The sequence below is a fragment of the Halomonas sp. 11-S5 genome, assembly GCF_029889825.1.
GTDB lineage: Bacteria > Pseudomonadota > Gammaproteobacteria > Pseudomonadales > Halomonadaceae > Halomonas.
Map to the genome: position 1 here is coordinate 51,781 of NZ_JARANW010000016.1, position 25,728 is coordinate 77,508.

A 25,728-nucleotide genomic window follows, 5' to 3' on the forward strand; every position below is an offset into this window, starting at 1 on the left:
ACCATGCAGACCAAGTACAAAGTCGGACTGCTGCGCGGCAACCTGCTGGTCGCGGCATTGCTGCTGGCCCTGATGGCCATCGCCACGACCACCCTGACCGAGGCCCTGCTGCTGTGGCTGGCCGCGACCTGGCTGGCCGTCACCGCGCTGTCGCTCGCCTTCAACCATCGCCGCCCCGCCACGGTGCCTTGGCAGCTGCTGCCCGGCCTGCTGCTGGCCGCCCTGCTGTGGGTGGACCCCGAGCGGCACATCACCTGGCTGTGGGCCTGGGCGGTGCTGCTGATGCTTCCCCAACCCCGCTGGATCCTGCTGCTCGAGACCCTGCTGGCGCTCGCCACCTGGTGGCCACTGCGCGAACTGCTGGGGCTCGAGCAGTGGGCCTTGGCCGGCCTGCTGCTCGCGGCCCTGATGCTGCTGGGGCTGTCCAGGGCCCTTGACCTTCGCGCGCTGCGCCAGAGCTCCCTGCGCCGGGCCCGCCTGGTCCCCGGCCTGCCGCTCTGGCCCGGTGCCAGGCTGGCCCAGGACCTCGCCCTCGAGCGGGTCCGCAGCCTTCGCGAGGGGGTGCATGCCGAGCTGCTGCTGCTGCACACCCCGCGACACCGCTGCTGGTCACTGGCCCACCGGCTGTGCCGACTGACCCACAGCTACGAGCCCTGTTACCGCCTCGACCCGCGGACCCTGGCCGTGATCCTGACCAGCCGCAACCGTCGCGAGGCCGAGGAGCGTCGCGAGACACTGTGGCGTCACCTCGAGGCCAGGGGTCCGGGCAGGGCGATCGCCCTGCCCGGCCTGGCATCGCTGGAAGACGAGCGACAGGCCCTGGCCCGACAGGCACCTGGGCTCCAGATCAGCGAGGAACCGGCCGATGCCTGAACGTCGAGTCTGGTTCCTGCGGCTGTTCGCGGCCTGGTACGCCAGCGGCGCGCTGCTGCTGCTGGGCATGGCCCTGTGGCTCTACCTGATGGGCGAGTACGCGCGCCTCCCGCTCCCCGCCGCCCTCTTCCTGCTGATGCTGGTGGCCACCCTGCTGAGCGTGACGCGCGAGGATCACTCGCGCCTGGCCGCCTACCTGGTGCTGATCTGCGGTTACCTGCTGATCGCCGTCGAACTGCCTCGACAGTCGGGACTGCCGTCGCTCTGGGTGGGGTTGCCGCCGGTCCTCACCCTGCTGTTGCTGCCGTTGGGCCCAGCCATGCTGCTCAACGTGGCGCTGACGCCGGTCTGGCTGGCCTTGCTTGGTAGTGGCGAGCTCGATCGGGACATGCTGCTGGGCTACCTGACGCTGGTGGTCGTGGCGGCCCTGGTGCCCTGGGAGCAGGTCCGCCAGCACGCCCTGCTGAGGGCCACCGACCCGCGCGACCCCGAATGCTCGGCGGTAGAACGCCAGACGCTGCATGAGCGACTGGCCAGCGAGGCCGAACGCGCCTCACTGCTCGGGCAGCCGCTGGCCGTGGTGCTGATTCACCTGCCCCAGCTGGAGATGGCGGGCGAGCAGTTCGGCCCGCGGGCGCGACAGGCCCTGCTGGACTGTCTCTGCCAGGCCGTCGCCAGCCGCTGCCGCGACCATGACATCCTGGGCCGGGAGGGCCCGGCGGATTTCTGGCTGGTGCTGCCGGACACCTCCGAGAGCGGCGCCCTACTGGTGCAGCAACGACTCGGCCAGGCCTTCGAGCAGGCCACCCTGATGGAGACCGGCCCGATGGAGGCGCGAGTGCGCCTCTGTCGGCCGCGCCCGGGGGAGTCCTGGCAACGGCTCGAGCAGCGCCTGCAGGCCGTCAGCCAGTCGCTGGCCGATGGCTGAGCCAACGCACGACACGGCAACGGAGCGTCCCTTGAGCATTACCGATACCCTCTTCCAGCTGGCACCCCCGCCGGGGCTGCTGCTGCTGATCATCGCTGCCATCGCCCTGGTGGAATCCCTGGCGCTGGTCGGGCTGCTGGTGCCGGGCGTAGTGCTGATGACCGCCGCCGCGTCACTTGCCGGACACCAGAGCCTGACCGTGGGCCCGGTACTCGGCGCGGCCTTCCTCGGCGCGGTGGCTGGCGACGGCCTGAGCTTCCTGCTCGGCTACACTCAGCGCGAGCGAGTGACCGCCCTGTGGCCGCTGTCACGACATCCCGAGTGGCTGGCGCGGGGCGCCCGCTTCTTCCAGCGCCACGGCCCGCTGTCGGTGTTCCTGGGACGCTTCGTGGGCCCGGTGAGGCCCGTGGTGCCGCTGATCGCCGGCATGCTGAGGATGTCACCCCGCACCTTCACCTGGGCCAACCTGGGCTCGGCACTTCTCTGGGCACCGGCCTATGTGCTGCCGGGCTACCTGCTGGGACGGACCTGGCAGCAGCTGCTGGACCTGCCCGAGGGGCTCAAGCCCTGGCTGGTCGCTCTGGGCCTGCTGGTGGTCCTCCTCGCCGTGGCATTCTCCTGGTGCCGCCACCTGGTGACCCACGATGGGCTCGTCTACCGCGGCCTCGCCTGGCTGTCGCGGCGAACGCCCCTGGGCCGGCGCTTCTGGCGGCTGCTCTCCCCGTCCCATGAGGAGGAGCCTCCCCTGGCCTCCTGGCTGCTACTGATCCTCTCGCTGGCGGCCCTGTCAGCCTGGACCCTGGTGGTGATCCATCATGATGGCCCGCTGGCCATGGACCTGCGTCTCGCGGGGCTGCTGGAGAGACTCGCGCTGCCGGGCCTGGCCGCCTTCGGCTCAGTGATGGCCGAGGCCGGCGACCTGCTGGGCGTGCTCGCCCTGACCCTGCCCTGGGCGGCCTGGCTGCTCTGGCGACGACACCTGCCGGCCTTCTGGCACATCGCCGGCGGGCTCGCCGGCATCGCGCTGCTCAACACCCTGCTCAAGGCGGCCATCGGGCGGGCGCGGCCGCACACGCCGGCCCACCTGGCCGACTCGCTTTCCTACCCCAGCGCCCACACCTCGACCGCCGTGGTGCTGTTCGGCATGGCCGCGGCCTTCGCCACCCGGGAGCTGCCCCACGGCAGGCGCTTCCTAGCCTACTGGGCCGCCATTGCCGTGATCCTGCCGATGGCCCTGTCACGCCTGGTGATCGGGGTGCATTGGCTCAGCGACCTGATCGGCGGCGCCCTGCTCGGCCTGGTGGTCTGCGCCCTGGTGCAGCTGGCCTGGCAGCGACATCCCCGCCCGCGCCTCGGCCCCTGTCCCTGGCACCTGCTGGGTGTCGCCTCGCTGGTGCTGGTCGCGGCCCGCATCGCCTGGCTGCCGCCGGCGTAAGCCGTAAGCTGGAAGCTGGAAGCCAGCATGAGCTCGCTATCTGGGGTCAAGGGGTTTTGCTTACAGCTTCAAGCTTCCAGGAGCGCAGCGACGCTCTTCCAGCTCCGGGCGAAGCCCGGCTCAGCCGGGTCAACCCAGGGCCAGCCACAGTCCCACGCCGACCATCAGGGTCCCGGCGACACGATTGAGCAGCCGCACCTTGCCGCTCTCGCCGAGCAGCCGCCGCAGGGTGCGTCCGCCGGTGGCATAGAGCAGCAGGCAGACGAATTCGATGGCGAGGATCACCGCGATCAGCGCCACCAGCTGGATGACCAACGGGCGTGAGGCATCCAGGAAGGGCGGCAGCAGGGCCATGAAGAAGGCCCAGCCCTTGGGATTGGCCACCGCGGTGACCAGCCCCTGCAGGGCCAGCTGGCCACGGGCGGCGGGCGGCCCCGCCCGTTCCAGGGAAATGGCCATGCGCCCCCGGGAGCGCCACATCATTACACCCAGATAACCGAGATAGGCGCCGCCCAGCCACTTGAGCAGTGCGAACAGCTCGGGCTGACGCAGCATCAGGGCCGCCACTCCGGCGCCGGCGGCGAAGGCCACCAGGCCCACGCCCACCAGCTCACCGACCATCATCCACAGGGTGCGCCTCACGCCCTGGGTCATGCCCAGCACCATGGCCAGGGTCATGCACATGCCGGGGGTGAGCGAGACCAGCAGGAAGGTCGGCACGAACACCGACAGCAGGGCCAGGCTGACCATTCGAGAAACCTCCATGTCAATTGGCTGTGCAGCGCCCCCTACTGCTGGTCGCCGCCCGGGTCGGTTTTTTCTTCCCGCTTCAAGCTTATGGCTTCAAGCTCCCGGCGAAGCCGGGTCCCCCCAGCGGGGCATCAGGCGATGCGCGATCCCCAGCTGGTTGAGGATCCGCGCCACGATGAAGTCGACCAGGTCGTCTATCGACGCCGGCCGATGATAGAACCCCGGGGCAGCGGGCAGGATCACCGCCCCCATGCGAGTCAGGGCGAGCATGTGCTCCAGGTGAATCGCCGAGAACGGGGTCTCGCGGGGCACCAGGATCAGCTTGCGCCGCTCCTTGAGCGCCACGTCGGCGGCGCGCTCGATGAGGTTGTTGCTAGCCCCGGTGGCCACCGCCGAGAGAGTCCCGGTGCTGCAGGGGCAGATCACCATGGCCGAGGGCGCCCCGGACCCCGAGGCGACCGGGGCCATCCAGTCCTCGCGGGCGAAGCAGCGGACTTGGCCGGGCGCCGCCCCGCTGCGCTCGGTAAGCACCTCCGTCAGCCGGGCGGGACGCGCCGGCAGCTCGCGGTCGGTCTCGGTGGCGATCACCAGGTGGGCGGCCTTGGAGATCATCACCCAGACCTGGTGGTCGGCTGCCACCAGCGCCTCGATCAGCCGCAGCCCGTACTGAGCCCCCGAGGCGCCGGTCAGGGCCACCGTGACCGGGTCACGCAGCTCAGTCGGCATGGGCCACCTCCAGGGCGGCCAGCAGCTTCTCGTGGATGCCGCCGAAGCCTCCGTTGGACATCACCACGATACGGTCCAGCGGCCGCGCCTCCGCGACCAGGGTGTCCACCAGGGCATCGAGGTCGTCGAGCAGCCGGGCCGGCACCGGGCTCGCCTCGAGCACCGGCGACAACGACCAGTCCAGCCCCGGCGGCTGGAACCAGAAGGCGGCATCGGCGGCGGCGACGCTTGCCGCCAGCCGGTCGCGTAGGGTGCCCAGTCGCATGGTATTGGAGCGCGGCTCGATCACCGCCAGCAGTCGCCCTCGCGGCGTCGCGGCCCGCAGCCCCTCCAGGGTGGCGGCGATCGCCGTGGGGTGATGGGCGAAGTCATCGATGACCTCGATCCCCGCCACCTCGCCACGCACCTCCTGGCGCCGCCGCGGCGTCGCGAAACGCGACAGCGCAGCGGCGGCGCGCGGCAGGTCGACCCCGCAGGCACTCGCCGCCGCGAGGGCCGCCAGGGCGTTGCGGGCGTTGTGGGCACCGGTCAGCCCCCAGTCGACCACCGCATCCTCGTTCACCTCGGCTACGCCATCGTGGCGCTCATGGATGACCCGGAAGCGCGAAGCATCCTCGCGCTCGAGCTCCAGCCGCCAGGGGCTTGTCACCTGGGTGCCGAAGCGCTCCACCGGAGTCCAGCATCCCATCTCGAGCACCCGGTCCAGGGCCGGCTCGCCATCGGCCACCAGCAGGCGACCCCGCCCGGGGACGGTCCGCACCAGGTGGTGGAACTGCCGCTCGATGGCGCCCAGGTCGTCGAAGATGTCGGCGTGGTCGAACTCCAGGTTGCCCAGGATGGCGATCTCGGGGCGGTAGTGGACGAACTTGGAGCGCTTGTCGAAGAAGGCCGTGTCGTACTCGTCGGCCTCCACCACGAAGGGGGCATCATGGGCGCCGAGCCGGGCCGAGACGCCGAAGTTGCGCGGCACCCCACCGATCAGAAAGCCCGGCGCCTGGCCGCCGGACTCCAGCAGCCAGGCCAACAGGCTCGCCGTGGTGGTCTTGCCGTGGGTACCGGCCACGGCGATCACCCGCCGCCTGGGCAGTACCTGCTCGGCCAGCCACTCCGGGCCGGAGACATAGGGCAGCCCCTGGTCCAGGACCGCCTCGACCTCGGGGTTGCCGCGGGAGAGGGCATTGCCGATCACCACCCGGTCCGGACGCGGCGAGAGATTGTCCGCCGAGTACCCCTCGCACAGGACGATGCCCGCCTCCTCGAGTTGGGTACTCATGGGCGGATAGACGTTGGCATCCGAGCCGCTGACCGTGTGGCCCTGCTCGCGAGCGAGCAGGGCCAGGCTGCCCATGAAGGTACCGCAGATACCGAGGATATGAAGGTGCATGCGCTCTCCGGGAATCTTTTCGCCGCCAGCCGCGGCGCGACCTGCGCGAGACTAGCATGGCCCCCTCGGCGCGCTCCAGCCGCCACCGGGGCCCAAGGCGACTTGGGCCTGGCGGGCATGCAGGTGCAGCCAATGCCACTTTCGGCTAGACTCACGGGTTTTCGGATCCCTCGACGTGACCAGGAACAGGTAAGCCCCATGGCCCAGCACAATGCCTTCTACGCCCAGTCCGGCGGCGTCACCGCCGTGATCAACGCCAGCGCCTGCGGCGTGATCCAAGCCTGCCGCCGCCACCCGGACCGGATCGGCAAGGTCTACGCCGGCCACAACGGCATCATCGGCGCCCTCACCGAGGACCTGATCGACGTCAGTCAGGAGTCGGACGAGACCATCGCCGCCCTGCGTCACACCCCCGGGGGCGCCTTCGGCTCCTGCCGCTACAAGCTCAAGGACATCGAGTCCCACCGCGCCCAGTACGAGCGATTGATCGAGGTCTTCAAGGCCCACGACATCCGCTACTTCTTCTACAACGGCGGCGGCGACAGTGCCGATACCTGCCTCAAGGTCTCGCAGCTCTCCGAGAAGCTCGGCTATCCGCTGACGGCCATCCATGTGCCCAAGACCGTGGACAACGACCTGCCGATCACCGACAACTCCCCGGGCTTCGGCAGCGTGGCCAAGTACATCGCCACTTCCACCCTGGAGGCCTCGCTGGACATCGCCTCGATGTGCGCCACCTCCACCAAGGTGTTCGTGCTCGAGGTGATGGGCCGCCATGCGGGATGGATCGCTGCCGCGGGGGCGCTGGCCGGCCAGGGCGAGGGCGAGCCGCCCCACCTGGTGATCTTCCCCGAGGTCCACTTCGACCGCGCTCGGGTGATGGCCCGGGTGGAGGAATCGGTCAAGCAATACGGCTACTGCGTGATCGTGGTCTCCGAGGGGGCGCGCTACGAGGACGGCACCTTCCTCGCCGACTCCGGCAACACCGACGCGTTCGGCCACCGCCAGCTGGGCGGCGTGGCGCCGACCCTGGCTGGCATGGTCAAGCAGGATCTGGGCTACAAGTACCACTGGGCGGTGGCCGACTACCTGCAGCGGGCCGCCCGCCACCTAGGCTCGAAGACCGACGTCGAGCAGGCCTACGCGGTGGGCGAGAAGGCCGTGGAACTGGCCATCGCGGGCAAGAACTCCATGATGCCGACCATCAAGCGCGTCAGCGAGACCCCCTACGAGTGGCGCATCGAGGCGGCCCCGCTGGCCGAGGTCGCCAACCGCGAGAAGTTCATGCCGCGGGAGTTCATTCGCGAGGACGGCTTCGGCATCACCGAGGCCTGCCGCCGGTACCTGTCGCCGCTGATCCAGGGCGAGGACTTTCCGCCCTTCGAGAACGGCCTGCCGAAGGTGGCGCATCTCAGGCTGGCTCGGGTCGAGCGCAAGCTGCCCGAGTTCACGATCTAGGCGGCCAAGCGGCCAAGCGGCCAAGCGGCCAAGCGGCCAAGCGGCCAACGATGAAAGATCGGCGCTAGCACCGATGCCAACGAGTCCCCGCCAGGTATCAAGTCCGGCGGGGTCTTTTCGTTCCCGGCTCGATCTCACTACTTACCGCCCGTCACCAGACTGCTCGGCGCTCGGTGCTTGTCGCTTGGAGCTGCCCGAAGGGCCTTATCGCAACAACCAGGAGAGCACCAGCAGCAGCAGCAGGATGCCCGCCACGCCCTGCCAGAAGCGGGCGGGTTCCCGCGGCCTGTGCGAGCCGCCTTCCCCCGAGCCACCGGCCGGATCACGCGGCGGGCGCAGCGCGCGACGGAACTCCGACATGCGCCGGAAGCGCAGCGCACGCTGGGGATCCAGGGCCCGGCGCAGGGCATCGTCCAGGGCCACGGGCACCTCCGGATTCAGAGTGCGGGCGCTGCGATAGGCCAGCTGCTCCAGGTCGGTATGGCTACGCAGCCGGTTCGGCGTCAGCGCATAGGGCAGCTCGCCGGTGAGCAGCCAATAGATGGTCGAGGCCAGGGAGTACTGGTCGCTGCGACGGCCGACATCGTCCTCCAGCGCATACTCGGGCGCGCTATGCTCGGTCAGCCCGAGCTGGCGAACCAGCCCCCGCGAGCGGCGATGACCGTCCACGTCACGCAGGTGGCAGGCGCTGAAGTCGGCCAGCACGACCTGGCCATGTACATCGATCAGCACATTGTCGGGATGGATGCGCTGGTGCAGCAAGTCGCGGTGATGCAGTGCCTGCACCGCCTTGCCCAGCTGATTGGCGATGTCGAGGCGCTGCTCGAGGCTGGCCTGGGGATGGCGCCGGGCCCATTCGGTCAGGGTCTCGCCCTTGACGTGGGCCATCAGGTAGTAAAGGAAGCGCCGCGGCCGCGAGGGCTCCATGATGCGCACCACGAAGGGCGACGTGACGCGCTCCACCACCCACTGCTGTAGCAGGAAGTGCTCCAGGTAGGCATTGCGGCTGGAGAGCTCGGGACTGGGCGCCTTCATCACCATCTCGCGGCCGCTATGCAGGTCGCGCACCTGGTAGACCCGCGACTGGGCCGTGCGCGAGAGCACCGACAGCATCTCGAGGCCATCGAGACGATCACCGGGCGAGAGTTCCGGGGGAATCGGCAAGTCGCCATAGACGCGGCCGGGCTGGTCCTCCGATGCCTCGGGCAGGGCATCGATGCGTACCAGCTGGAAACAGAACTGATCGCCGCCGTAGCCCCGCTCCTGGGCCCGGTCACGGGCCGCCGCACCCAGGCGCTCGCAGGCGGCATCCAGGTCACTGGCATCCTCGCGGATCAGCCGCACGTAATCCGAGGGCATCAGGGTGCCCTGCACCGCCTGAGTGGTGAACAGGAAGATGTCCCCCTGCTTGAGGGGCATGCTGGCGTAATCGATCTCCAGGCCGCTGTCCATGCCCATGGCCCGGGAGGGGTAGCGATAGCCGCCCAGGTCGGTGACATGATCCCGGGAGAGCTGCTCGAACTCGGCGCCGCGCAGGCGAAACACCAGGGTATCTCCCATATGGAAGAGATGCGCCTCGCGCCCCCGGTAGACCATGGCGGAGAGCGAGGAGACATAGCTGCCGTCCGCCATCTGGCGATTCTGGCTGAAGCACCAGGCGTTCAGCGCACGCAGCACGCGGGTCGCCGAGGTCTTGACGTCCCAGTGGTCGGGGGTGGCGAAGTAGTCGGTCAGAAACCCCTTGACGCTGAGATCGCCCGCCTGCTTCGCCAGGTTGTTGCGCAAGGTGGAGTCACTGATCAGGGCGCAGGCGCCCTTCGCCGCGAGCAAGGGGGGCTCGGGGAAGCGCACCGACATCGAGCTGCGATGCCGCCGCCGATCAGGCGCCACGAAGGCCTGACCGTAGCTCAGTGACAGTTGCACGGGTGTCAAGGCATTCTCCTCGCAATCGGCGCGAACCGCCGGCCGGTGGCCGACGCCTTCCATCGGAGACCCATCATACACCCTGCCCCGCCGGCGGGCCCATCGACCAAAGACAGCATGCCACCTAAGGCCCATTGGTAATCCCCGCCGCGGGTTCGTATAATTCGGCGGATTTTGCGCCTGCCCGATTCGCCAAGCCTTATTATTGCCAACCCAAGGAAGCGACGATGAATTTCGACAACATCCCCGCCGGCAAGGATCTCCCCAACGATATCTACGTGGCGATCGAGATCCCCGCCAACCACGCGCCGATCAAGTATGAGATCGACAAGGACATGGGCGCCCTGCTGGTCGACCGTTTCATGGCGACCCCGATGTTCTATCCGGCCAACTACGGCTTCATCCCGCACACCCTGGCCGACGACGGCGACGCCCTGGACGCCCTGGTGGTGACGCCCTACCCGGTCCAGCCCGGCGCCGTGATCCGCGCCCGCCCGGTGGGCATCCTCAACATGACCGACGAGGCCGGCGAGGACGCCAAGCTGGTGTGTGTCCCGCACCCCAAGCTCTCCAGCCTCTATGACGACATCCAGGAAGTCACCGACCTGCCCGAGCTGCTGCGCCAGCAGATCGCCCACTTCTTCGAGAACTACAAGGATCTCGAGAAGGGCAAGTGGGTCAAGGTGGAATCCTGGGAAGGCGTAGACGCCGCTCGCAAGGCCATCGAGAAGGCCGTGGCGGCCCACGACAAGGCCTGACCCTCGAATACAGCGGTCATCGACAGCACCGCCTGACACGACAACGGGCCACCCCTCGGGCGGCCCGTTGTCGTTGCGCGATATCCTCGGTCGTCAGTTCGCCGGCGGCTCACCCCCAGCCGTGGCACCATCATCGGCCGTGGCGCTGTCGCGGCTCTGCTCTGCCGCCTCACCGGGCGTCTGCTCGCCACCGGGAGAAGATATTTCGCCCTCGCCGGAATCGGCGGCCGGCTCTTCAACGGCCGGCTCTTCGGCGACGCCTTCGCTGGCGGTGGGGGCCGGCGTGGGTGTCACCTCGGCCAGGCCCTCGGTGACCTGCCTCGCCAGGTCCCGGGCACGCACCATGTGGTTGGCCAGCACCAGCGAATGGTTGGCGAAGATACCAAAGCCCGAGCCGTTGAGGACCAGCGGACTCCACAGCCGGCGCTGGCTAAGCTCGAGCTCGGCCACCAGTTGCCCCCAGCGTTCGGTGACGCCGGCCGAGGCCAGCACGTCGGCCTGGTCACGCCGCACCGCCTCAAGCAGATGCAGCAGGGCCCAGGCCTGGCCGCGAGCCTCGAAGAAGACGTCATCGACCCGATACCAGGGCGTGCGCGCCGGCAGGGCCTCGGCGTCGATATCCAGGTCGCGCAACTCATCGCGGCTGCCGATGCTCGCCGAGAGCCGCAGCCCCAGCTCGTCCAGCGATCCGGTGATCGCCTCGAGCCAGGCCGCGAGGCCCTGGCCCTGATCACCGAAGGCGGCATCACCGTCCTTCCCGAGCGCATCGAGATAGCCGCCCAGCTCGTCCAGGGCCTGCGTCAGACGCTTCTCGGTGGCGGGATAGAGCCAGTCGCGACTGTCTCCCATCAGGCGCTGCTGCACGCGCTGCAGCACCGGAGTCGATGACTGCTCCATGGCCGGCAGCGACCTCGAGAGCCGACGCGCCTGGATGAACACGCCCAGCTCCCAGGCCGGCATGTTGTCGAGCCACAACCCGGGTGGGGCCACATCGTTGCGCAGGTACCCCCCCGGCTTCTCGAGCAGGGTCTCGACCAGGGTCATCAGGCTAGCGGTGGTCACGGCGCCGCGGGCCGCCGGGCTGCCCGATGCCGCGCCACGCTGTTTGGTGACGGCCTGTTCCACATCGAAGCTTCCCGGCGTACGGCTCCACCAGATCCCCAGCCCCAGACACACCACCAGGTAGATCACCAGCAGTGCCAGCAACGGCTTCCAGATCCAGCCATACTCCGGGTGTTCAAGCATCTCGGTCCGACTGCGGCGCCTGGCGGCACCCTTTTGCGTCAACGCCATGATCAGGTTCCCTTGATGATGAAAACTTCCGGCGACGCGACAATACGGCGCAGCCTTCCAGACGGGAGGCCATCAACAGCTCTCCCACTACTGCGATATCCTAGCAGGACCTTGGCCTCGCCGCCGATGGACGGAACCCGGCCTCGCGAAACGGGGTCCAATTCGCGCCGTGCCACCAAACAGTTCACCGCTATCAAGGAAGTGCTGTGCCAACCGTCCTGCGACTCGCCCTGCTGATCACGCTTCTGCTGCCGCTGGGGGCCCAGGCCCAGTGGTTCTCCCAAGATGACGACGAGGCGTTCCTGCCTGTCCTGGAGGCCTTCCAGCCCAGCGCCTGGCACGATGGCCAGACCCTCCATGTGGGCTTTGAGAACGCCGAAGGCTACTACCTCTATCGCCACCAGTTCGCCGTAGAGACAGACGTGGGAGGTCTCGAGCTGGGCGACCCTGAGCTCCCTCCGGGGCTGGCCAAGAGCGACGAATTCCTGGGTGACGTCAATGTCTTCTATGACAACGTGGTCTTCGAGGTGCCCCTCGAGCCGGGCCACCAGGGCCCGCTGGACATCACCCTGACCTTCCAGGGCTGTGCCGATGCAGGCCTCTGCTATCCACCGGAACGCGTCGAGCTGACCGCCCCCGAGGGTGAGGCACCGGCCATCTTCGCCGGCTGGACGCCGTCCGATGACGCGGCTGCCTCCGGCAACGACGCCCCCGGCAGCACGACGCCTGCCGCCGACGAGGCGTCCGGACGCGACGTCGCCCCGGCCATCGGTGGTGCCCCCCAGAGCGAGGATGGCCGCTTCCGCACCCTGATGGCCGAGGCCAGTCTGCCGCTGGTCCTCGGGCTCTTCTTCCTCGCCGGCCTGGGGCTGACCTTTACGCCCTGCGTGCTGCCGATGGTGCCGATCCTCTCCTCGATCATCGTCGGCCAGCACCCGACCCGATCCCGAGCCTTCGTCCTCTCGGCCAGCTACGTGGCCGGGATGGCGCTCACCTATGCCGCCGTGGGGATGCTGATGGGCCTGTTCGGTGCCGGCCTCAACCTCCAGGCCCGCCTGCAGTCGGCCCCGGTACTGATCCCCTTCGCCGTACTCTTCACGCTCTTCGCCCTGGCCATGTTCGGCGCCTTCGACCTGCGCCTCTCGCCCCAGCTTGCCAGCCGCATCGATGGCTGGCAGGCCCGAGCCCAGCGCAGCGGCCCCGCCGGCTTGGCCCTGGCCGGGGCGCTGTCGGTGCTGGTGGTTTCGCCCTGCGTCTCGGCGCCGCTGGCCGGGGCCCTGGTGTTCATCTCCACCACCGGCGATGCGCTGATGGGCGGGGTGGCGCTGTTCGCGCTGGCGCTGGGCATGGGCGTACCGCTGCTCTTGGTGGGTACCTTCGGTACCACCCTACTGCCCCGCGCCGGCGCCTGGATGAACGGCATCAAGGCCGCCTTCGGCATCCTGCTGCTGGGCGTCGCCATCTGGCTGGTGGAGCGCCTGGTGCCGGGCAGCATCGCCCTACTGCTGTGGGCCGGGCTGGCCATCGGTAGCGCCTTGGCCCTGGGGGCGTTGACCGTCAACCAGGCCCAGGGCTGGCCCCGGGTCCGTCAGGCCGCAGGCCTGATGTTGCTGATCTGGGGTATCGCCCTGGTGATCGGCGCCTCCCGCGGCGGGGATGACCCGCTGCGGCCCCTGGCACCCGCCAACCCGGTAGCCGGCACCTCGATCGGGGAGTCGGCCAGCGTCGTCCAAGAGATCACCACCGTGGAGGACCTCGACGCCCTGCGGGCCTCGCTGGCCGAGAGCGACGAACCGGCCTTCGTCAATGTCACCGCCGACTGGTGCATCTCCTGCAAGGTGATGGAACGCGAGGTCTACCCGTCGCCCGACGTGGCCGGCCAGCTGACCCACTTCCGGCGCATCAACGTCGACGTCACAGAGAGCGACGCCACCAGTCGCGCGGTGCTGAACCACTTCCAGCTGTTCGGCCCGCCCAGCCTGCTGTTCTTCGACGGCGGCAAGGAACTTCGCGATGCCCGCGTTCAGGGCGAAGTGAATGCCCCTCAGCTGGCCAGCCACCTGGAGGGCGTGCTGGACTGGCTCAAGAACCGGCAAGGCTGACCCCGCGCCGCGCCGGCAAACCCATCTCGAACGGTGTTCCTGTACGGCTGGACATCCTTGCCGATTTTCGGCAGACTCCGGCCTAATTGTTCTTTTATGGTCAATAGATGCCTCAAGACACGCCATCTTGCTGCGATCTATTGCAAGTTGGCCGGGGTTGACAGCACCCCGGATCATCCCCAACCCCACCGGTCGAGACAACGTCATGGATATCCGCAAGGTCAAGAAGCTGATCGAGCTGCTCGAAGAGTCCGACATCAGCGAGATCGAGATCCAGGAAGGGGAGGAATCGGTTCGCATCAGCCGCCACCCCAACGGCACGAACTGGCAGGCACCCACGCCCCAGCCCCATGAGGCACAGGCAGCGTCAGCCTCCCAGGCGCTGCCCCCGGCTGCCGAACCCGCCGCCGATGCCTCGCCGGCCTACCAAGGCCATAGCGTCAACTCGCCGATGGTCGGCACCTTCTACCGCTCGCCAGCACCCGGCTCCAAGGCCTTCGTCGAGGTCGGCTCGAGCGTCAAGAAGGGCGAGACCATCTGCATCGTCGAAGCGATGAAGATGATGAACCAGATCGAAGCCGATCGCGACGGCGTGATCGAGGCCTTCCTGATCGAGGACGGCGAACCGGTCGAGTTCGACCAGCCGATGTTCGTCATCGCCTGACATTTCCCCTGTCCTCATCATTCACCAACTGGCGGATTCCTCATGCTGGACAAGGTCCTCATCGCCAATCGTGGCGAGATTGCCCTGCGCATCCTGCGCGCCTGCAAGGAGCTGGGCATCAAGACGGTGGCGGTCCACTCGACGACCGACCGCGAGCTCATGCACGTACGCCTGGCAGACGAGGCCGTATGTATCGGGCCGGCATCCTCGGCGAACTCCTACCTGAACATCCCGTCACTGATCAGCGCCGCGGAAGTCACAGACTCCAGTGCCATCCACCCCGGCTACGGCTTTCTCTCCGAGAATGCCAACTTCGCCGAGCAGGTCGAACGCTCCGGTTTCATCTTCATCGGTCCCCGTGCCGAGACCATCCGTCTGATGGGCGACAAGGTCAGTGCCATCGAGTCGATGAAGAAGGCCGGCGTGCCAACGGTGCCCGGCTCCGACGGCCCCCTGGGTGACGACGAGGAGGAGATCCTCGCCGTGGCCCGGCGCATCGGCTACCCGGTGATCATCAAGGCCGCCGCCGGCGGCGGCGGTCGCGGCATGCGCGTGGTGCACACCGAGGCGCACCTGCTCTCGGCGGTCAACGTCACCCGCACCGAGGCCTACTCCTCCTTCGGCGACGGCACCGTCTACATGGAGAAGTTTCTCGAGAATCCGCGCCATGTGGAGGTGCAGGTACTCGCCGATGGCCAGGGCAACGCCATCCACCTCTATGATCGCGACTGCTCGCTGCAGCGCCGTCACCAGAAGGTGATCGAGGAGGCCCCCGCCCCGGGCATCGACGAGGCCGCCCGCGCCGAGGTCCTCGATGCGTGCCGAGAGGCGTGCATCACCATCGGCTACCGCGGCGCCGGCACCTTCGAGTTCCTCTACGAGGACGGCCAGTTCTTCTTCATCGAGATGAATACGCGGGTCCAGGTGGAGCACCCCGTCACCGAGATGGTCACCGGCGTGGACATCGTCCGCGAGCAGCTGCGCATCGCCTCGGGCCTGCCGCTGTCGGTCCGCCAGGAGGACGTCAAGATCAGCGGTCACTCCTTCGAGTGCCGCATCAACGCCGAGGATGCCCGGACCTTCATGCCCTCGCCCGGCAAGGTGACCCTCTACCACCCGCCCGGCGGGCTCGGCGTGCGCATGGACTCCCATGTCTACACGGGCTACACCGTACCGCCCCACTACGACTCCTTGATCGGCAAGCTGATCACCTGGGGCGTGGACCGGGAGACGGCACTGATCCGTATGCGCAACGCCTTGGACGAGCTGCTGGTGGAAGGCATCAAGACCAACACCGACCTGCACAAGGACCTGGTGCGCGACGGCTACTTCCAGCAGGGCGGCGTCAATATCCACTACCTGGAGAAGAAGCTGGGGCTGTAACTCTCCCGCTTCATACCCAAGTGATTCAGCCCCGTGCGCGGAAGTGCTCGGGGCTGATCCGTCGACAGGCCTTCGAGGGGGCGCTGTGAACCCGTCCTTGGGCGCTACCGATGCCATCCCTGGCATAGGACCCCCTCTTCGGCCTGTCCCCGGCGCCCCTCGCTGCCAGCCCAAGCGACGACATCAGCCCGGCACTGGTTTCAACTCTCCTAGCGACCACGGAACGTCCCATGCCCTGGATGCAACTCAAGGCCCGAATAGCCCCCGAGCACGCCGAGCTCCTCGAGGAGCTGCTGCTCGCCGAGGGCGCCACCGCCATCACCCTCCAGGACGCCTTCGATGACCCGGTCTTCGAGCCACAGCGGGGCACCACCCCGCTGTGGGACGAGACGGTGCTCACCGGCCTCTACGACGACCTCGAGGGCATTGATGCAATGCTCGACCGGGTGCGCCAGGCCTGGGCCGCCGAGTGCCCCGAGGAACCCTGCCCCGAGGTCGAGGTCGAGCTGCTGGCCGACCGCGACTGGGAGCGCGAGTGGATGGACGACTTCCACCCCCTGCGGATGGGCGAGAAGCTGTGGATCGTGCCCAGCTGGCACACTCCGCCGGAGCCCGACGCCGTCAACCTGCACCTGGACCCGGGGCTGGCCTTCGGCACCGGCACCCACCCCACCACGGCGCTGTGCCTGGCCTGGCTCGACGGCCTGGCGGTGGCCGGCGAACTGCAGGGCCTGGCGGTGCTCGACGTGGGCTGCGGCTCGGGCATCCTGGCCATCGCTGCCCTCAAGCTCGGGGCCCGGCGGGCCACCGGCACCGATATCGACCCCCAGGCGCTGCAGGCCAGCCGCGACAATGCCCAGCGCAACGGCGTAACCGAGGCCGACTTCCGGCTCTGCTATCCCGAGCAGCTCGAGCCGGGCGACGTCCCGCTGGTGGTCGCCAACATCCTCGCCGGGCCCCTGGTGGAGCTGGCTGACGAGATCGCCGGCCGCGTGGCACCGGGGGGGCGCCTGGCCCTCTCGGGCATCCTCGAGGGCCAGGCCGAGGCGGTCCTCGAGGCCTACCGCGGACAGGGCCTGGTCATGGACGAGCCGGAGGTCCGCGAGGGCTGGGTGCGACTCTCCGGGCGGCGATCCGCCGGGCGCCGCCCCTGACAGGCCTTCGCCTTGAGTAGCGGTTCACCAACGTCGACCGGGGGCGTATGATATGCAGCCCCTGACGCCAGCGACCCCGACCATGCCCGACTCTCGTCCCCTGCCCCGCATCGGCCACCACTCACTGCCAAACCGGGTGGTCCTGGCGCCCATGGCCGGGGTCACCGACCGCCCGTTCCGGACGCTGTGTCGCCGCCTCGGGGCCGGCCTGGTGGTGGGCGAAATGGTCACCTCGGACCCCGGCCTGTGGCATACCCGCAAGTCCCGGCTGCGCATGGACCACCGTGGCGAGCCGGGCCCGCGCAGCGTGCAGATCGCCGGCGGCGACGCCGAGATGCTCGCCGAGGCGGCGCGCCTCAATGCCGAGATGGGCGCCGAGATCATCGACATCAACATGGGCTGCCCGGCCAAGAAGGTCTGCAACAAGGCGGCCGGCTCCGCCCTGCTGCGCGACGAGGCCCTGGTGGCCGAGATTCTCGAGGCGGTGGTCGCCACGGTGGACGTGCCGGTGACCCTGAAGATCCGTACCGGCTGGTGCGCCGACAGCAACAACGGCGTGCAGGTCGCGCGCATCGCCGAGGACGCCGGCATCCAGGCCCTGGCCGTGCATGGCCGCCATCGCCAGCAGCGCTACGCCGGCGAGGCGGAGTATGACACCATCGCCGCCATCAAGGCCGCCGTGGGCCTCCCGGTGTTCGCCAACGGCGACATCGATTCTCCCGACAAGGCGCGCCGGATCCTCGACTATACTGGTGCGGATGCGGTGATGGTCGGTCGCGCGGCCCAGGGCAATCCCTGGATCTTCCGCGAGATCGACCACTACCTGCGCCATGGCCAGCGACTTGCCCCGCCGGGGGACGAGGAGCGCGCCGAGGTACTTCGCGACCACCTCGCGGCCCTGCATGACTTCTACGGCAGGCATCTGGGGGTGCGCATCGCGCGCAAGCATCTTGGCTGGTACCTGGCCGGAGATGAACGTTTCGACGACGCAGGGCGGCGTGCCCTGCGGGCCACCTTCAATGGCCTGGAGCGTCGCCAAGCCCAGCGTCGCTTCATCGATGAACTCTTTCGTCACGACCCCGCCGCGACGCCAGGTCGCGTTGCCCGGGCCGTGGCACCGGATGGAATCTGTGCCGCATGACCAGCAGCCACTCCTTTGACCAGAAAGTCGCGCTGCCCGAGCTGGATGCCCGGGCCTCCCGTGATGTCGCCATGCTGACTGAAGGCGTCCGCCCGGCCCCACAGGACGACCGGCCCCTGCGCGAGGCCGTGGAAGCCTCGCTGACCCGCTACTTCGACCACCTCGACGGCAGCAGCGTCACCGATCTCTACGCCATGGTGATGGCCGAGGTCGAGGCCCCGCTGCTGTCCTCGGTCCTCGACCATACCCAGGGCAACCAGACCCGCGCCGCCGAGATGCTCGGCCTCAACCGCGGGACCCTGCGCAAGAAGCTCAAGCACTATGGCCTGATCTGACCGGTCCACCGAGGGAGCCTGTGGGCTCCCTTCGCTTTTCCGCCGCCCCGTTCACCCCCACCGACAGAAGAGTGACTCCCATGGCCCAAGCCTCCTCCGCCGCGGTTCGCCGCGCCCTGATCAGCGTTTCCGACAAGACCGGCATCATCGACTTCGCCCGCGGCCTCGTCGAGCAGGGCGTCGCGTTGCTCTCCACCGGTGGCACCTTCCGCTTGCTCCAGGAGAATGGCATCGATGTGACCGAGGTCTCCGAGCACACCGGATTCCCCGAGATCATGGACGGCCGGGTCAAGACACTGCACCCGAAGATCCACGGCGGCATCCTGGGCCGCCGCGGCCAGGATGACGCGGTGATGGCGGAACACGGCATCGACCCCATCGACATGGTGGTGGTCAACCTCTACCCCTTCTCGGCCACCGTGGCGCGTCCGGACTGCACCCTCGAGGACGCCATCGAGAACATCGACATCGGTGGCCCGACCATGGTGCGTGCCTGTGCCAAGAACCATGCCCATACCACCATCGTGGTGGATGCCGGCGACTACGCCCGGGTGCTGGGCGAGATCGCCGCCGGGGATGGCGCGGTGAGTGATGCCACCCGCTTCGACCTGGCGGTCAAGGCCTTCGAGCATACCGCCGGCTACGATGCCGCCATCGCCGACTACCTGGGCCAGCGAGTGCCCGGCGGTGAGGACGGCTTCCCGCGCACCTACAACCTGCAGTTCGAGAAGAAGCAGGCCATGCGCTACGGCGAGAACCCTCACCAGAGTGCCGCCTTCTACGTGGAAGCCGACGCCAGCGAGGCCTGCGTGGCCACCGCCACCCAGCTGCAGGGCAAGGCGCTCTCCTTCAACAACGTCGCCGACACCGATGCTGCCTTCGAGTGCGTCAAGGCCTTCACCGACACCGCCTGCGTGATCGTCAAGCACGCCAACCCCTGCGGCGTGGCGGTGGGCGCGAGCCCGACAGAGGCCTATGAAAAGGCGTTTGCCACCGACCCGACCAGCGCCTTCGGCGGTATCATCGCCTTCAACGTGCCGCTTACCGCCGATACCGCCCGGGCCATCGTCGACCGCCAGTTCGTCGAGGTGATCATCGCCCCGGGGATCGAGGAGGCGGCACTCGCCATCGTCGCCGAGAAGAAGAACGTGCGCCTGCTCGATGTCGGCGCGACGTGGCCCGGCGAGCGCGAGCATGCCCATGACTTCAAGCGCGTCACCGGTGGCCTGCTGGTGCAGGACCGCGACCTGGGTATGGTCGGCCGCGACGAGCTGACCGTGGTCACCGAGCGGGTGCCCAGCGAGCAGGAGATGCGCGACCTGGCCTTCGCCTGGAAGGTGGCCAAGTACGTCAAGTCCAACGCCATCGTCTACGCCAAGGCCGGCCAGACCATCGGCGTGGGCGCCGGCCAGATGAGCCGGGTCTACTCGGCGAAGATCGCCGGCATCAAGGCCGCCGACGAGGGCCTCTCGGTCCCCGGCTCGGTGATGGCCAGTGACGCCTTCTTCCCCTTCCGCGACGGGATCGACGCCGCGGCCGCCGCCGGCATCGCCGCGGTGATCCAGCCCGGCGGCTCGATGCGCGACCAGGAAGTGATCGACGCCGCCAACGAGGCCGGCATCGCCATGGTCTTCACCGGCATGCGCCATTTCCGGCACTGACGCCTGCGGCGAGGAGCAAGGAGCAAGGAGCAAGGAGCAAGGAGCAAGGAGCAAGGAGCAAGGAGCAAGGAGCAAGGAGCAAGGAACCCAATGCTGGGCCCTTCGCCTTGGCTTCGCCAACCAAGACAGCTTCTTGCACCACACAATTAACCCCACCGGGCCACTGGCCACGGTGGGGTTTTTCGTGGGAGATACGGCGGCCCGTCGACGAGCCGCTTGTCCCTTGCTCCTTGAGCCTTGTCGCTGTCAACCCAGATCGATGCAGAGGTACTTGGTCTCCAGGAACTCCTCCAGTCCCTGGTGGCCACCCTCGCGACCCAGGCCCGAGGCCTTGACCCCGCCGAAGGGCGCGGCGGCGTTGGAGATCAGCCCGGTGTTGATGCCGACCATGCCGTACTCCAGGGCATCGGCGACGCGCCAGACGCGCCCCAGGTCCCGGGAGTAGAAGTAGGAGGCCAGGCCGTACTCGGTGTCGTTGGCCATGTTGACGGCGTCCTCCTCGTCATCGAAGGGGAAGACCGCCGCCAGCGGACCGAAGGTCTCCTCGTGGGCCACCTTCATCCGGTCATGGGCGGAGCTGATCAGGGTCGGCGTGAAGAAGTTGCCGCCCAGCGGGTGCGGATGGCCCCCCAGCAAGAGCTCGGCGCCCTGGTCCACGGCATCATGGACATGCTCGCTGACCTTGGCCACCGCCTTGTCGTCGATCAGCGGGCCGATGTTGATCCCCTCCTGGGTGCCATCACCGACCTTGAGCTCGCTGTTCATGGCGACCGCCAGCTTCTCGCAGAAGGCATTGACCACGCTGGACTGGACCAGGAAGCGGTTGGTGCAGACGCAGGTCTGGCCGGCGTTACGGAACTTGGCGGCCATGGCCCCCTCCACCGCGGCGTCCAGGTCGGCATCCTCGAAGACGATGAAGGGGGCGTTGCCGCCCAGCTCCAGGGAGATCTTCTGGATGTGCTGGGAGGCCTGGGCCATCAGCTGGCGACCCACCTCGGTGGAGCCGGTGAAGGTGATCTTGCGCACCAGCGGCGACTCGGTCATCGCCGCGGCGATCTCGGAGGCGCGGCCCGGCACCACGTTGAACACCCCGCGCGGCACCCCCGCCCGCTCGGCCAGCTTGGCAAGGGCAGTGGCGGAGAACGGGGTCTGGCTGGCCGGCTTGACCACGATGGTGCAGCCGGCGGCCAGGGCGGCACCCGCCTTGCGGGTGATCATCGCCGCGGGGAAGTTCCAGGGGGTGATCGCCCCCACCACGCCGACGGGCTGCTTGGTGACCACGATGCGCTGGTTGGGCTTGGCGGCGGGCACTGTCTCGCCGTAGATGCGCCGCGCCTCTTCGGCGAACCAGCGCAGGAAGCTCGCCGCATAGGCGATCTCGCCGGCGGCCTCCTTGAGCGGCTTGCCCTGCTCGAAGGTCATGATCATGGCCAGGTCGTCCTGGTGCTCGAGCATCAGGTCGTGCCACTTCATCAGGATGTCGGCGCGCTCCTGCGCGGTCATCGCACGCCACGCCGGCAGGGCGGCATCGGCCGCGGCGATGGCCCGCTCGGTCTCGGCCCGCCCCAGGCGCGGCACGTCCCCCATGGCCTCGCCGGTGGCCGGGTTGAGGACGTTGATCTGCTCGCCGCTGTCGGCGGCGACCCAGCTGCCGTCGATGTAGGCGAAGGGACAGTAGAGCTGCGTTTCCTTGAGGGCTTGCATGATCGTCTCCTGCCGCAAAGGCGGCCTCTTGTCGGTTTGCCCCCATGCTAAGCGAAAGACCCCGGTGCACCAAGCACCGGGGTCCTTTATCTATATATCGCCGACGCGGGCCAAGGCTCAGCGTGGCCGGCGCGGTTCCCGGGAATCGGAGAGGGTGATGGAGACGGAGTCGGCGAAGCGCAGCGCATGGGGCTTGTCGATCTCCACCTGGGCGGTCAGCACCTGGTCGTGACCCATGATCAGGTCCAGCACCTCGCGGGTCATGCGCTCGAGCAGCAGGAAGCGGTGGTCCTCCACCAGGGCGATCACCTGCTTGGTGATGGTGCGGTAGTTGAGCGCCTGCTCGATATGGTTGAACTCGACGGCCTTGTCGGCGCGATAGCGGATCACGGCATTGATGACCACGTCCTGGCGGTTCTTGATCTCGTCATCCTTGATGCCGATGTGGGTCCGCAGCCGCAGATTCTTGATGCGGATCGTGGCGAGGTCATGGTCGAAATGCTGGTCGTCCAGGGCATGCATCGGCATGGGGGGCTCCTTGCGGGGGAATCAGCGGCCGTTCACCAGGGTGAGGAATTCCTGGCGCGTGCTCTGCTTCTCGCGGAAGGCACCGAGCATCACCGAGGAGGTCATGCTGGAATTCTGCTTCTCCACCCCGCGCATCATCATGCACAGGTGGCGCGCCTCGATCACCACCGCCACCCCGCGGGCCTCGGTGACCTGCAGCACCGCCTCGGCGATCTGGCGGGTCAGGTTCTCCTGGATCTGCATGCGCCGGGCATACATGTCGACGATACGCGCGAACTTGGAGAGCCCCAGCACCTTGCCGCTGGGCAGGTAGGCGATATGGCACTTGCCGATAAAGGGCAGCAGGTGGTGCTCGCACATGGAGTAGAGCTCGATATCCTTGACCAGCACCATCTCGTCGGTCTCCGACTCGAACACCGCGCCGTTGACGATCTCCTCCAGCGACTGGGTATAGCCCCGGTTGAGGAACTGCATCGCCTTGGCGGCCCGCTTCGGGGTGTCGCGCAGCCCCTCACGGTCGGGGTCCTCCCCCAGCTCGTGGATGATCCGGCGATAGTGGTTGGCGAGTTCTTCGGTCATGGTCAGGCCCCGTGGCAATGTCGGTGTCCGATGGGTCGTTGGTGGATGGCCTGGCCATCACTACATGTACAGAAGATATACAAGTTTTTAATCTTGTACAATAAAAGAGTCTCGGGACTCGTTAGTCTAGCGCATGACGCCTGACAACGCAGCGGCGGTCATTGCCGGAGAGTGACATCATGTCGCGTCTTCACCGCCACCGGCCGGCTGCCGGCCAGCCCGGTCTGTGATAAGGTAGCGACTGCTTCATGCTGTGCCCAAGTCACCCTCGAGAGCCCGACATGATCAAGACCCATGCCTCTCTGCTGATGGCCGCCCTGCTGGCGATGCCGACCCTGGCCATGAGCGATACCCTCGAACTGCCGGCCGATGCCACCGTCGACGTCCAGGTCATCGACGTGCTGACGCTCTCCGCACAGGCGCCGGAACGCAACGACGTGGTGCTCCACCCGGTGGCCGATGGCGACGCCTCCCATGCCCTGCCGGAATACTGCGTGCTGATCGGCGACGCCCGCCTCGACGGCGAGCGCATCCGCCTGACCACCCAGTCGCTGACCTGCATCGAGACCGACGGCAGCGAGAGCGAGATCTACAGCGGCGAGATCTCCGCTGCCGCCTACGATGCGGACGGCAATTTCGGACTCGCCGCCTGCCAGGACGGCAACTGCCGTCTGCTCCCGGAGCAGACCTTCCAGCTGCGCCTGGCCAGCGACCTGGCCATCGAACAGCAGGACAACCCCGCCGCCAGGATCAACGAGCAGCGCCGCCAGGCCGAGGGAGCCGGGGTCGCCAACCCGATTCCCGCCGAGGCACCGGATCCCGACGACGACTGAACGTACCCCCGGTCACGACGCGACGCACCCCAAGGGGTGCGTCTTTTCATGCTGGTCATGCTGGCGGACAAGCCGTCGGCCGCCTCAGGCCAGCCAGCGAGGCCGGGCCTCCAGCGCCTGACGCTGCTGCTCCAGCATGCGCAGGTGTCCGTCCCAGTAGCCGGCATCGGCCAGCCAGGGAAACGCCAGAGGGAAGGCCGGATCCTCCCAGCGATCCACCAGCCAGGCGCTGTGGCGCAGCAGGCGCAGGGTGCGCAGCGGCTCCACCAGCGCAAGCTCGCGGCGGTCAAAGTCGCGGTGCTGTTCGTAGCCCTCGGCCACCTCGGAGAGCTGCATCTGGCGCTCCCCTTCCTCCTGCGCGGTGAACAGCATCCACAGGTCCTGGATCGCCGGGGCCATCAGACAGTCGTCGAAGTCGACCAGTGCAAAGTGCTCGTCACGCCCGAGGATGTTGCCGATATGGCAGTCGCCCTGCACGCGGATCGCCTGCTCCGTGCCCCAGGCATGGGGCGCCAGGCGGCGATGCAGGGTCGCGGTGATGCGCTCGTAAGCCTGACGCTGGCGACGATCCAGCCAGCGACTTGCCAGCACCTTGTCACGCGCCTCGAGCACCATGCCATCCAGGTCCAGCGGACGACGCTGCGCGAAGCGACCCCGTTCGCCCACCGCATGCACCGCGCCGATCAGCTCGCCCAGGGCGAACAGGTGAGCCGGACTCTCCAGTTCAGGCGCCTGCCCCGGCAGGTGGGGGAAGAGCGTGAAGCGAAAACCCTCGGCGCGGTGCAGGCTCTCGCCCGCCTCGTCCCGCCAGGGGGCGGCCACGGCCACCTCGGCCGCGGCGAGTTCGGCCAGGAAATCATGCTCCTCGCGGATCTGGGCGTCCGTCCAGCGCTCGGGGCGGTAGAACTTCACCACCCAGCGACGGCGCTCCTCGTCGTGCACCAGGAAGACCCGGTTCTCGTAGCTGTTGAGGGCAAAGGGCTCTCCGGGCAGCCAGAAGCCGAGCGACTCCACGGCCGCCACCACCCGGGCGGGCGAGAGCTGGGCAAAGGGATGAGGGGTGGTGTTCATGGGGGCTCCCGAGGCATCGAGGACCACATGCTAACAGGGAAGCGCCTGCCTGTGTCGCAGGAGGCGTGTCAGGCGCAGGGCTATCGCAGATGGAAGTAACGCTCGAAGCTGTTCCGGCGACAGGTCCCGAAGTGTCGGACCATCGAGGAGGCGCTGTGAACCCCTCCTTGGGCGCTACCGATGCCCTGCTGCGCTCTCGCGTCCCGCTCCGCTTGCAGGTCCGGTGCTGGCCTCCATGGCCAACCCGTTCGGAGCAGTGCTCCTCACCCCTGGCATAGGACCTCCCCATCGACCTGTCCCCGGCGCCTCTCGCTTCGGGTAACTGCGATTGCCCTGGTGTCAGGCGGCGACCGTGCCGGTCGTCAATGTCGCCCTGCCGGCGTCCGGGCCACCGCCCAGGCCTGCACCTCCTCGGCACCGGCCTGGCGGCAGGCCACGGCCAGCGCGTCCAGCGTCGCCCCGGTGGTCATGACCATGACCAGCATCTAGATGTAAAAAGGCGATTCTGGATGTAGGCAATTGAGTAAGTATCCCCCGGCAAAGCCGGGGGCTTTATATTGTTAGCCCCTCAAAGGGGCAAGAACCTGAGCCGCCTGAAGGCGGCTATCTTCACATGCCGAACTTGAGCTGATCATAATGCTCATCAGACTTTTCTTGGTTACGGATGTAGGCACGGACCATGTCTTCATCAAGCCCGACTGTCGAAACAAAATACCCTCTTGCCCAGAAGCTCTCGCCTGTGAAATTTTTCGCTATACCCATAAAGTTCCTGGCTATCGAAATTGCACTTTTCCCCTTGATGTAACCGAGTGTGACACAGAATGCATTGGTGGGATGCTGATACGCTCTCTCATTGGTAAATTCCTATCACTTGGCCGAGATTGGAGGTTCCCAGTGACCGCACCACACGGTCAAACCTCGGGTAGTCCCTGATGGATCCCCACGAAATAGATAAGAAAATCAGGATGATATGATTGAAAAGACCTGCATGGGTCGGCATGTTGTTAATCGCCAAACAAACAATATGCCTAAGGAGGACCCATGC

At 67.8% G+C, this 25,728-nt stretch carries 22 protein-coding genes and 1 pseudogene; 13 read left to right on the top strand and 10 right to left on the bottom strand.

Going from position 1 to position 25,728, the window contains the following annotated elements:
- Positions 1-3 precede the first annotated feature (3 nt).
- From OP497_RS11855 to OP497_RS11865, 3 genes are read left to right on the top strand one after another with little or no spacing between them, the layout of a single operon-like run.
- Positions 4-873 (top strand): hypothetical protein, encoded by an 870-nt coding sequence (locus tag OP497_RS11855; protein WP_280548620.1) that lies wholly within the window; start codon positions 4-6, stop codon positions 871-873.
- Positions 866-1,801 (top strand): diguanylate cyclase, encoded by a 936-nt coding sequence (locus OP497_RS11860; RefSeq protein WP_280548622.1) that lies wholly within the window; start codon positions 866-868, stop codon positions 1,799-1,801. Before OP497_RS11855 ends, OP497_RS11860 begins: the two co-directional genes overlap by 8 nt.
- Before the next feature lie 31 nt (positions 1,802-1,832).
- On the top strand, positions 1,833-3,236 hold the full coding sequence (locus OP497_RS11865) for a bifunctional DedA family/phosphatase PAP2 family protein (RefSeq protein WP_280548624.1): 1,404 nt from the start codon (positions 1,833-1,835) through the stop codon (positions 3,234-3,236).
- Between the two features lie 129 nt (positions 3,237-3,365).
- Here OP497_RS11865 and OP497_RS11870 read toward each other — a convergent pair whose 3' ends face one another.
- The 3 genes from OP497_RS11870 to mpl form a co-directional block, all read right to left on the bottom strand.
- Positions 3,366-3,986 (bottom strand): LysE family translocator, encoded by a 621-nt coding sequence (locus OP497_RS11870; protein WP_280548626.1) that lies wholly within the window; start codon positions 3,984-3,986, stop codon positions 3,366-3,368.
- Positions 3,987-4,079: 93 nt separating this feature from the next.
- Positions 4,080-4,712 (bottom strand): flavin prenyltransferase UbiX, encoded by a 633-nt coding sequence (locus OP497_RS11875; protein ID WP_280548628.1) that lies wholly within the window; start codon positions 4,710-4,712, stop codon positions 4,080-4,082.
- Positions 4,702-6,096: a UDP-N-acetylmuramate:L-alanyl-gamma-D-glutamyl-meso-diaminopimelate ligase gene (gene mpl / locus OP497_RS11880; protein WP_280548630.1), complete on the bottom strand. Its 1,395-nt coding sequence runs from the start codon at positions 6,094-6,096 to the stop codon at positions 4,702-4,704. The genes OP497_RS11875 and mpl overlap by 11 nt, the downstream gene beginning before the upstream one ends.
- A 198-nt stretch (positions 6,097-6,294) precedes the next feature.
- On the opposite strand from mpl, the gene OP497_RS11885 reads away from it, so the two are divergent.
- Positions 6,295-7,554, top strand: coding sequence for a 6-phosphofructokinase (locus tag OP497_RS11885; protein WP_280548631.1), 1,260 nt, complete (start codon positions 6,295-6,297; stop codon positions 7,552-7,554).
- Between the two features lie 204 nt (positions 7,555-7,758).
- Here OP497_RS11885 and OP497_RS11890 read toward each other — a convergent pair whose 3' ends face one another.
- Entirely contained in the window at positions 7,759-9,486 is a 1,728-nt protein-coding gene (locus OP497_RS11890; RefSeq protein ID WP_280548633.1) for a bifunctional protein-serine/threonine kinase/phosphatase, read from the bottom strand.
- 218 nt (positions 9,487-9,704) lie between these two features.
- Between OP497_RS11890 and ppa the strand changes: the two genes are divergently transcribed.
- On the top strand, positions 9,705-10,235 hold the full coding sequence (gene ppa / locus OP497_RS11895) for an inorganic diphosphatase (protein ID WP_280548635.1): 531 nt from the start codon (positions 9,705-9,707) through the stop codon (positions 10,233-10,235).
- Positions 10,236-10,328: 93 nt separating this feature from the next.
- Here the strand turns inward: ppa and OP497_RS11900 are convergent, their stop codons facing one another.
- Positions 10,329-11,528, bottom strand: a complete 1,200-nt coding sequence (locus OP497_RS11900) for a DUF2333 family protein (protein WP_280548638.1) — start codon at positions 11,526-11,528, stop codon at positions 10,329-10,331.
- A 206-nt stretch (positions 11,529-11,734) separates the two neighbouring features.
- Between OP497_RS11900 and dsbD the strand changes: the two genes are divergently transcribed.
- The 7 genes from dsbD to purH all read left to right on the top strand — a co-directional run bounded on the left by dsbD (position 11,735) and on the right by purH (position 19,968).
- Positions 11,735-13,630, top strand: a complete 1,896-nt coding sequence (dsbD, locus tag OP497_RS11905; RefSeq protein WP_280548640.1) for a protein-disulfide reductase DsbD — start codon at positions 11,735-11,737, stop codon at positions 13,628-13,630.
- 205 nt (positions 13,631-13,835) lie between these two features.
- Positions 13,836-14,294 (top strand): acetyl-CoA carboxylase biotin carboxyl carrier protein, encoded by a 459-nt coding sequence (accB, locus tag OP497_RS11910; protein WP_280548641.1) that lies wholly within the window; start codon positions 13,836-13,838, stop codon positions 14,292-14,294.
- A gap of 42 nt (positions 14,295-14,336) precedes the next feature.
- Positions 14,337-15,677, top strand: a complete 1,341-nt coding sequence (gene accC, locus OP497_RS11915; protein ID WP_280548643.1) for an acetyl-CoA carboxylase biotin carboxylase subunit — start codon at positions 14,337-14,339, stop codon at positions 15,675-15,677.
- A gap of 230 nt (positions 15,678-15,907) precedes the next feature.
- Positions 15,908-16,831, top strand: a complete 924-nt coding sequence (gene prmA / locus OP497_RS11920) for a 50S ribosomal protein L11 methyltransferase (protein WP_280548646.1) — start codon at positions 15,908-15,910, stop codon at positions 16,829-16,831.
- 82 nt (positions 16,832-16,913) lie between these two features.
- Positions 16,914-17,972: a tRNA dihydrouridine synthase DusB gene (dusB, locus tag OP497_RS11925; protein WP_280548648.1), complete on the top strand. Its 1,059-nt coding sequence runs from the start codon at positions 16,914-16,916 to the stop codon at positions 17,970-17,972.
- Positions 17,969-18,307 (top strand): DNA-binding transcriptional regulator Fis, encoded by a 339-nt coding sequence (gene fis, locus OP497_RS11930; RefSeq protein ID WP_280548650.1) that lies wholly within the window; start codon positions 17,969-17,971, stop codon positions 18,305-18,307. Before dusB ends, fis begins: the two co-directional genes overlap by 4 nt.
- A gap of 80 nt (positions 18,308-18,387) precedes the next feature.
- Positions 18,388-19,968 carry a bifunctional phosphoribosylaminoimidazolecarboxamide formyltransferase/IMP cyclohydrolase gene (gene purH / locus OP497_RS11935; protein ID WP_280548652.1) on the top strand — a complete coding sequence of 527 codons (1,581 nt, stop codon included), beginning with the start codon at positions 18,388-18,390 and terminating at the stop codon, positions 19,966-19,968.
- A gap of 246 nt (positions 19,969-20,214) precedes the next feature.
- Here the strand turns inward: purH and OP497_RS11940 are convergent, their stop codons facing one another.
- From OP497_RS11940 to folE, 3 genes are all read right to left on the bottom strand, one after another.
- A complete protein-coding gene (locus OP497_RS11940; RefSeq protein WP_280548654.1) occupies positions 20,215-21,672 on the bottom strand; it encodes an NAD-dependent succinate-semialdehyde dehydrogenase in 1,458 nt (485 codons plus the stop codon).
- A gap of 117 nt (positions 21,673-21,789) precedes the next feature.
- Positions 21,790-22,200, bottom strand: coding sequence for a dihydroneopterin triphosphate 2'-epimerase (gene folX / locus OP497_RS11945; RefSeq protein WP_106230363.1), 411 nt, complete (start codon positions 22,198-22,200; stop codon positions 21,790-21,792).
- A gap of 21 nt (positions 22,201-22,221) precedes the next feature.
- Positions 22,222-22,779, bottom strand: a complete 558-nt coding sequence (folE, locus tag OP497_RS11950) for a GTP cyclohydrolase I FolE (RefSeq protein ID WP_106230364.1) — start codon at positions 22,777-22,779, stop codon at positions 22,222-22,224.
- A gap of 281 nt (positions 22,780-23,060) precedes the next feature.
- On the opposite strand from folE, the gene OP497_RS11955 reads away from it, so the two are divergent.
- Positions 23,061-23,612, top strand: a complete 552-nt coding sequence (locus OP497_RS11955) for a hypothetical protein (protein WP_280548659.1) — start codon at positions 23,061-23,063, stop codon at positions 23,610-23,612.
- Between the two features lie 84 nt (positions 23,613-23,696).
- On the opposite strand, the gene OP497_RS11960 is transcribed toward OP497_RS11955, so the two are convergent.
- Together OP497_RS11960 and OP497_RS11965 are read right to left on the bottom strand one after the other, a co-directional pair.
- The gene (locus tag OP497_RS11960; RefSeq protein WP_280548661.1) at positions 23,697-24,683 is read right to left on the bottom strand and encodes a serine/threonine protein kinase; all 987 of its coding nucleotides are present in this window, start codon (positions 24,681-24,683) and stop codon (positions 23,697-23,699) included.
- 609 nt (positions 24,684-25,292) lie between these two features.
- A pseudogene (locus OP497_RS11965) lies at positions 25,293-25,525 on the bottom strand (transposase); the annotation flags it as partial.
- Between the last annotated feature and the right edge of the window lie 203 nt (positions 25,526-25,728).